We start from the raw sequence: 7688 nt of genomic DNA, 5'->3' as shown, positions 1-7688 counted from the left end.
GACTCCACTTTCCAAGGAGACTGAAGCTGCAACGCGGCGGTGAACAGACAAGAGGTATCCATGCCTCCAACCTACCCGACCGGCATCACCTCACACCCAAACCACCCACCACAAACAGCGAATAGCCATTAATAATTCCAAGTCCGGATACACGTATACCGCGTATCAGGTGTTCGCAGGCACGTTGAAGAACAATGTCCTGTCGGATATCACGTGGGGCGCGAACATCTCCACCGAGGTCGCCGCCGGCCAGACTTCCAGCCCGGCCGACCAGCTCATCGCGGCGTTGAAGGCCGATAAGGTGTTCGGCGAGAATGACGCGAATAAGTTCGCGAAGGCCGCCACCGCTGCGGATGTCGCCAAGGTGCTCGGCGACAACTATGTTGTCGTCTCCACCGGCAAGAAGGATGATGAGGCGACCGTGGCACAGAAGACCGCTGCCGCCGAGGAGTTCGCGCAGGTCGTCGGCAATTACGTCAGCGGTGAAGGAACCGCTTCGGCCGAGTCCACTGAGGGTGAAGGCGATAACGCGAAGACCGTGTACACGATCACCCCGTCCAAGGCCGGCTACTATTTTGTGAAGACCACCGGCCTGCCAAAGGATGATCAGCAGCAGACGAAGCCGAACTCGTACTACACCGAGTACATCCTGCGCGTCGTCGGTCAGACGAGCCTCGACGTGAAGGGCGACTACCCGACCGTCGAGAAGAAGGTCAAGGACGCCAACGATTCCACCGGCAAGACCACCGACTGGCAGGACTCCGCCGACCACGACATCCATGACCTGATTGACTACAAGCTCACCGGCACCCTGCCGGACAACTACGCCTCCTATGATTCCTACAAGTACGAGTTCACCGATACCCTATCCAAGGGCCTGACCGTTCAGGACGGCGTGAACAAGAAGGACGACAACACCACGAGCGCGGACAGCATCCGCGTGTACGCGGTGAACCCGGACTCCACCGGCGCCTACACCTCCAAGGTCGAAATCGCTGAAGTTGTCTCGAATGCCGAGGATAAGACCGCCGGCTATGAAGTGAGCGTCAAGAGCTACGATAAGAACGGTACTGAAACGAGCACTGCGGACGATATCGATCATTCTGTGATGACTGTCAATTTCGCGGATCTCAAGAAGGCCACTGCTCAGAACGAGGGCAATACGCTCACGATTAACACGGCTACGCGCATCGTGGTCGAGTATCAGGCTCAGCTCAACTCTTATGCGAAGATCGGTGCCGAGGGCAATCCGAACGTGGTCGATCTGACCTACTCGAACAACCCGAACCAGGGCGGCGACGGCGATACCGGCAAGACCCCGGAAGACAAGGTCATCGTGTTCACGTTCAAGATCACCGTCAACAAGAAGGACGAGAACGACAAGGATCTGAACAACGCCGCGTTCAAGCTGTCCAAGTGGGACCCGAACAAGGACAACGGTACGAACAAGGATGGTACCGCTAAGCCTAAGGGTGGCTACGTCGAGGTCAAGGACTACAAAGACGAGGCCTCTAACACGAAGCATACCTTCGAGTTCGCCGGTCTGGACGACGGCAAGTACAAGCTCGAGGAATCCCAGACTCCTGACGGCTACAACACATGGACTGCACTCGAGTTCTACATCGTAGCCGAGCACAATAAGGAGTCCGACGATCCGAAGCTGACCTCGCTCAAGTTCTACACCGAGATCAACGAGGATGGCACCGGCAAGACCGGCAAGGAGATCAACGACTTCAGCGGCATGGTTGACAGCAACAAGGCTCAGACCGGTATGGCCGAGTACACCGTCAAGAACTTCCCGGGTTCCAGCCTTCCTGAGACCGGTGGCATGGGCACGGTGATCCTGTACGCTCTGGGTGGCGCGTTCGTGGTCGCCGCCGGCGCGTGGTTCGCGTTCCGTCGTCGCCTTTCCAACCGCTGATTCTCGGTAATCGTGGTCTGATTCCCCTTGGTGAGGTAAGGCCTTTGCTCCCCCTACTCAAGGGGGAGCTGTCAGCCAAAGGCTGACTGAGGGGGTCAACACCCGATTGCTTTCCAGCCGTGCAATGAATGGATTGAAGCAAGGGAAGAATGATGACTGACGCTAACTGTGGCCGCGGGTTTGCTTGCGGCCGGGGCGTGTTGGCGCTTGGGGCGCGCTGGGCGACGTTTGCTCTTGCGGCGGTCTGTTCGCTGGCACTTATGCTGGGCGCGTGCGTGCTGTCGTTCTCGCCGGCCGCCAACGCGGACGAGTCGAAGACCGGCAGCATCGCCGTCGAGTACAAGGATGACGGCGATGCTTTGGCCGGTGCTTCGGTGAGCCTGTACAAGGTCGCTTCGTGGAATGCTAAGAACGACGGGTTCGAGCCGACGAAGCCGTTCGCGGACTACTCCGTGGATTGGGATGTGTTCGGCGCGGATTCCGAGACGTTCCGCCAGTTGGCCGAGACACTGTCCGGCTACGCGGCGCGCGACGCGGTGTCCGCCGATGCGACCGTAAAGACGGATGCCGATGGTCGGGCGTCGTTTGATGGTCTGGCCCGTGGCCTGTATCTGGTGAACGTGGACGCGTTCAAGACGGATGCGCTGGCGTGCGGCGCGTCTTCGACGTTGACCGCGGTGCCTTCGGGTACCGCCGCCGACGCATCGTATGACGTGAAACTCCAGCCGAAGACCGAGTGCACGCCGATCGAGAAGCCGACTACGGTGGAGCGTTCGGTGCGCAAGATCTGGAAGAACGATTCCGCGTCCGTACGTCCCGAGTCGATCACGGTGCAGTTGCTGCGTGACGGCAAGGTGTTCGAGGAGGTCAAGCTGACCGCTTCGAACAAGTGGTCGTATTCGTGGTCGGGGCTTGCCTCCGATCACGAGTGGAAGATCGTGGAGAAGAACGTGCCGGCCAAGTACACGGTGCTGGTGGATCGTGAAAACGCGGAAACGCTGATCACGAACACCCACACGCCACCTGAGACCCCGCCGTCCCAGCCTCCGGCGCAAACCGGTTCCGACCTGACCAAGGCCGCCGCCGCGGCCGCCGGCTTCTCCTTTATCGGATTGCTCCTGATGCGCCGCCGCAAGTCACGCAGCTAAACCCTCTGATGCCGGCGGAGCCTTGGCTCCCTCGGCTGAGGGAGCTGTCAGCCGCAGGCTGACTGAGGGAGCGTCGCGACCGAAGGCCGCCAGTATAACTGAATCGGCCTACGGCCGATGCCGTTACATAGCGGCTTCGCCGCAGTCTCTCCCTCAGTCTCGCTTCGCGAGCCAGCTCCCTCAGCAAGGACATTGCTGTTAAGCAAGCAGCAGAGCTGTTTGTAGGCAATGTGCGAGCCGACAGGCGAGCCAGCAAGAAAGTCAGCCGCAAGACTGTCCGTAATTGCAGGGCGCCAAGGCTCCGCCAGCATCATACGTAGCTCCTCCAAACCGGGGGAGCTTCACCTGTTTCACAGGTCATAAACAAATACTTGATGGCATGGGGATCCGTGGAGATACCGCTTTACTCTCTCACCTCCCGCGGGACTCCCGGCATCCCCGCCCCATCGCCCCTGAGTAAGTCAGGACTCTTCCGGAGTGCGTTCGTTACTTTTAGCACTCCGGAAGAATCCGCCTCTTTTTGAGAAAAAATCAGTAAGAAGGAACGGGAACATGACTCAGCAGGAATCGGAACCGCAGAGCGTAGATAATGAGTTGGCTGATCGACCCGTCAAGCCGTCAAAAGATAAAACTTCTGATTGTCCAATAAGCAAATTATTAAAGAATTGTATATATAATATTTGGTTTTCTCTGCGCGGAGTCGGGTTAATATTATTTCATAATATCCGCATAATTATTTCTTGCGGAATAATCTTTTTGGTCATATGGAAGATAGTGTGCATTCATGGGGCTCTTCCATGTTGGTGGATTATTGCATATAGCGTCCTATGCTTAATTGTTCTAATTGGTGGGTTTTTCCATTATCGGAGAGATAAGGAAAAACTGCAGGTAAAATCATGGCTGGAGTATTTCTTTATATATGCTGGTCTCTCGCTATGTTTAATCTACTGCGGAGTTTCGTCTGAATGGACATCCTTATATGGAAGAGCCTGCGCTGTAATTGGATGCATATTCCTTGTATTTTATTGGGCATATGGGTACGTGTCTTCCACTAAGGTTCAGAATGAGACAGCTCTTGAGGCAGAATCAGTCAAAAATATTCTTGCCAATACGCGCTATCCTATTGCGATTGGATTGTTTTGCTTTTTGATCTTCTGGATAATCGACGTCAATCCTGATGAAATTGATCAGTTAATTGGACTGGCCCTCACGGTGGTCGCGATTGAATGTATTCATAATTTAGTTATGGATGTGATTCCCGCTTGTCTGGTTATATTCCGTGCAAATGAGCATACATGTTGGCCAAAAGCTCGGATAGTTGCTTGCTTGTTATGTGCTATTGCTGTACTTGGCTTAGGTGCCCATATTGTCCATCAATCGTATCTTGCATCGCAACAGGAAGTATCATGTGCTGCAGCAGGGGAAATTGTGGTGAATGGTCAGTGCTCTCCCGATCAAATAACGACTGAGAAAGCGTTGAAATCATTGAATAAAAGTGTGCGGTCTGCCTCAGAGACATATGGAGAGGCTCGGATGTTGTCATCTATGAGAAAGAGCAGTGTAGTGACTGGTCTTCATGATCTTCTTGATAAAGATGCCCAGTATGTAGATGGTCATCTAACGATGTCTGAAACTCATGAATCTCAATGGAAGGAAATTTTTGATACCGCTAGTCAACTGAAAGAGGAGTTGGATACACAAGCAGATGCTGTTAAGAAACTGGTTGAGAATCAGAAAGATCAATGCTCCTCGGATGATTCGTATGGGTTTGTTGGCATAGATGGATCATGTGGCTCTCGGTGACGTATGAGCCAAAATGGGATGGTGGCGCATGGGGAATGGGATCGGTTTGCAGCCGATGCGGTGATATTAGCGGCCTTTGGCCGCGAGTACCCCCCCGGCGCTTTGCGCCACCCTCCCCTAAAAGAGGAGGGAAGTGACCGAGTCGGTCGGAACCAGCCGGTTCTGTCCGGTGCCTTCCTTGCGAGGGAAGGCTTCAATGTCTCCCTCCCCTTTTCAGGGGAGGGTGCCCGGCGTAGGCCGGGCGGGTTGGGGTACTCCGCGGCCAACGGCCGCTTAATAGCGCAGCATCGCGCGAAGCGCGATTCCGATGGCGCTCATCGCTCATCAATCATTACCCGCCCCACAAGAAAGGAAACGCAAAATGGCCGCGAAACGTAAGCGCACGGTGCTGGATGTTGTGTCAGCGATCATTTCCGCATTCTTCGCTGTGGTGTTCGTCGTGGGCGTGGGACTGATTTCGTATCCGACGGTGGCTGACTGGTGGAATCGTATGCATCAGTCGCGTGCGGTGGCGACGTATATCGAGCAGACCGAGGATCTATCGAAAGCGCAGCGCAAGCAGATGCTGGAAGCGGCGCGCGCATACAACGCGACACTGCCAACGATCGCAGACCGGTGGACGCTCGACAAACAGCAGAAAGCCGAATACGAGTCATTGCTGGACGTATCGGGCACCGGCATCATGGGGTACGTGACGATCCCTAAACTCAAGGTACGTTTCCCGGTGTATCACGGCACGGACGAAGGCGTCCTGCAGATCGCGATCGGCCACTTGGAAGGCAGCAGTCTTCCGGTGGGCGGCGCGACCACGCACGCGGTCGTCTCCGGGCATACCGGCCTGCCGAGCGCGAAGCTGCTGACCGGTCTTGACACGCTCGTCAAAGGCGACGCGTTCGCATTCCACGTGCTCGGCGAAACATACACGTATCAGGTCGACAAGATCAGCGTCGTGCTGCCGAACCAACTCGACAATCTCGCGATCGAGGACGGCAAGGACTATGCGACCGTTGTCACCTGCACGCCGTACGGGGTGAACACGCATCGCCTCCTCGTGCGCGGCCATCGCATCCCGAATCCGAAGACGCCGGACGCGACCGACTACGACACCCCGGTGCGCACGCTCACGATCGGCATCGTCTCGGTCACTGTCGCGGTGCTCATCGTCGGCATACTGGTCGTACGCTGGCTCGTGCTGCGCCACCGTCGCCCCCACGCCGGCCACTCCACCGACCAGCTCGCTCTCCGCCGCGGCCGTAGATAAACGGCAGACTGCGACGGCAATGACGACGCGTTTGAATCCGACCGGCATCCGATAGACGTCGTATGAATGCGACGTTTCCGGACGGGTTTTTGAGTGTCGGATGACCGGCCGCCTAGCCGTCCGCGTCGATCTCTCAACACGATCAGATCCGGGGGATTTCACATTATGATCGGTCCGAATAGCCGAGATCCATGCGAACCAATCGTCGTGTGGCTTGAGTAAAGGAATCCGCCAGAGTGAGGCCACCATATCCGTCGGAGAACACCGAAAAGGATGTGAGGGCCACCTTTTATGGGGTTATGGGAACTTGTGTGGTGTGTATGCCCGGGGTTTGGCCTTGTGGGAGTAAGCGTGTCCGGGTGTTGTTTTCCTCCGTTGGGACAAGTCAGGGGTGTCCCGTCGGCGCGATGGTTCACGTACACTTCCATGGTGCGGTAAAACCCCCATGGTGCGGTAAATCTCCCATGGTGCGGTGAACATGTACCGTGGCATGTTGCACGATCCTTGAAATCAAGCCGTTTTCCATTACCGCACCATGTGGGTTTTACCGCACCATGGGAGATTTACCGCACCATGGGGAGACCGACGACGGGAAACCGGCGTCTCAAACACCACAAAAGTTCCCATAACCCTGTTTAGCAGAGAAAGGCTTCCGCCCAGTGGATTCATCAGTGGGACACCTGTAGATTCATCAATGAAACGAAGGTCAAGCAAGATTCCGTCGCGGAGACATACTTTCCTCGACGGACTGGGGAATCGTCCGGCAGTTGCTTTCCGAGTTTGACGGTCGACTCCTTGCGGCTTCGCACATGTTCCGTACGAAAAAACGGGGAGGCAGATGGTTGATGATGACCATCTGCCTCCCCGCTTTAAGGCTTGGCTGTGTTTCCTCGTCGTCTGGCGGACTCCGCGGATGTTGGCGCGGGCAATATCCGTCAGGCGACGAAAAGAAACCCACCGGGCTGTTTTCTTAACGACTCAGCCCTCAATCGCGATCTGGTGCTTGGCTTCGACCTGCGGCTGGGCCTGCATCTTCGGGACCTGAATGCACAACGTGCCGTTCTTGTACGAGGCGTGGATGTCGGATTCCTTCACGTCCTCGCCGACGTAGAAGCTACGCGAACAAGTGCCCATGTAACGCTCACGACGCAGCCACTTGCCGTCCTTGTCCTTGTCGTCCGAATCCTCGTCCTTGTGGGCGGAGACGGTCAGGTAGCCGTTGTTGAGCTCGATCGAGATGTCGTTCTTGTCGAAGCCTGGCATGTCGATGTCGACGTCGTAGCAGTCGTCCTTCTCGCGCACATCCGTCGACATCATGTTCGCCGGCATCACGGCGGCCGCCGAACCGTTGTCCGCGTTGCGCCAACCCTCGAAGAACGGATCATCGAACAGATCGGAGAACATCGTGTCATTCATCAAAGCCGGAAACATCGCCATAATCGGTACTCCTTACAAAACATGCATGGAGTGGAACGGTTTGGCTCGCCGGACCGCCTCCCCGGAACCCGCCTCACGGTGCGCCCCGGAACTCGGCCGACCGGCTATCGTCGCCGTT

The 7688-nt window shown here is 56.3% G+C and carries 5 protein-coding genes; 4 read left to right on the top strand and 1 reads right to left on the bottom strand.

The features are described from left to right. The first annotated feature begins 184 nt into the window (after positions 1–184). The 4 genes from KIH76_RS02490 (at position 185) to KIH76_RS02475 (ending at position 6133) form a co-directional block, all read left to right on the top strand. The gene (locus KIH76_RS02490; RefSeq protein WP_219069137.1) at positions 185–1921 is read left to right on the top strand and encodes an isopeptide-forming domain-containing fimbrial protein; all 1737 of its coding nucleotides are present in this window, start codon (positions 185–187) and stop codon (positions 1919–1921) included. Positions 1922–2073: 152 nt separating this feature from the next. Beyond that, a complete protein-coding gene (locus KIH76_RS02485) occupies positions 2074–3069 on the top strand; it encodes a Cna B-type domain-containing protein (protein WP_219069134.1) in 996 nt (331 codons plus the stop codon). A 552-nt stretch (positions 3070–3621) separates the two neighbouring features. Next, a complete protein-coding gene (locus KIH76_RS02480) occupies positions 3622–4872 on the top strand; it encodes a hypothetical protein (protein WP_219069132.1) in 1251 nt (416 codons plus the stop codon). A gap of 361 nt (positions 4873–5233) precedes the next feature. Beyond that, entirely contained in the window at positions 5234–6133 is a 900-nt protein-coding gene (locus tag KIH76_RS02475; RefSeq protein ID WP_236036750.1) for a class C sortase, read from the top strand. A gap of 978 nt (positions 6134–7111) precedes the next feature. Here the strand turns inward: KIH76_RS02475 and KIH76_RS02470 are convergent. Further along, complete coding sequence (locus KIH76_RS02470; RefSeq protein WP_219069127.1) at positions 7112–7570, bottom strand: Hsp20/alpha crystallin family protein; 459 nt, start codon at positions 7568–7570, stop codon at positions 7112–7114. Positions 7571–7688 lie beyond the last annotated feature (118 nt).

Origin of the sequence: Bifidobacterium simiiventris, assembly GCF_019331715.1 — a bacterium.
Taxonomy (GTDB): Bacteria; Actinomycetota; Actinomycetes; order Actinomycetales; family Bifidobacteriaceae; genus Bifidobacterium; species Bifidobacterium simiiventris.
Note: the sequence above shows the minus strand (reverse complement) of the source record. Positions and strands in the feature narration are given on the sequence as shown.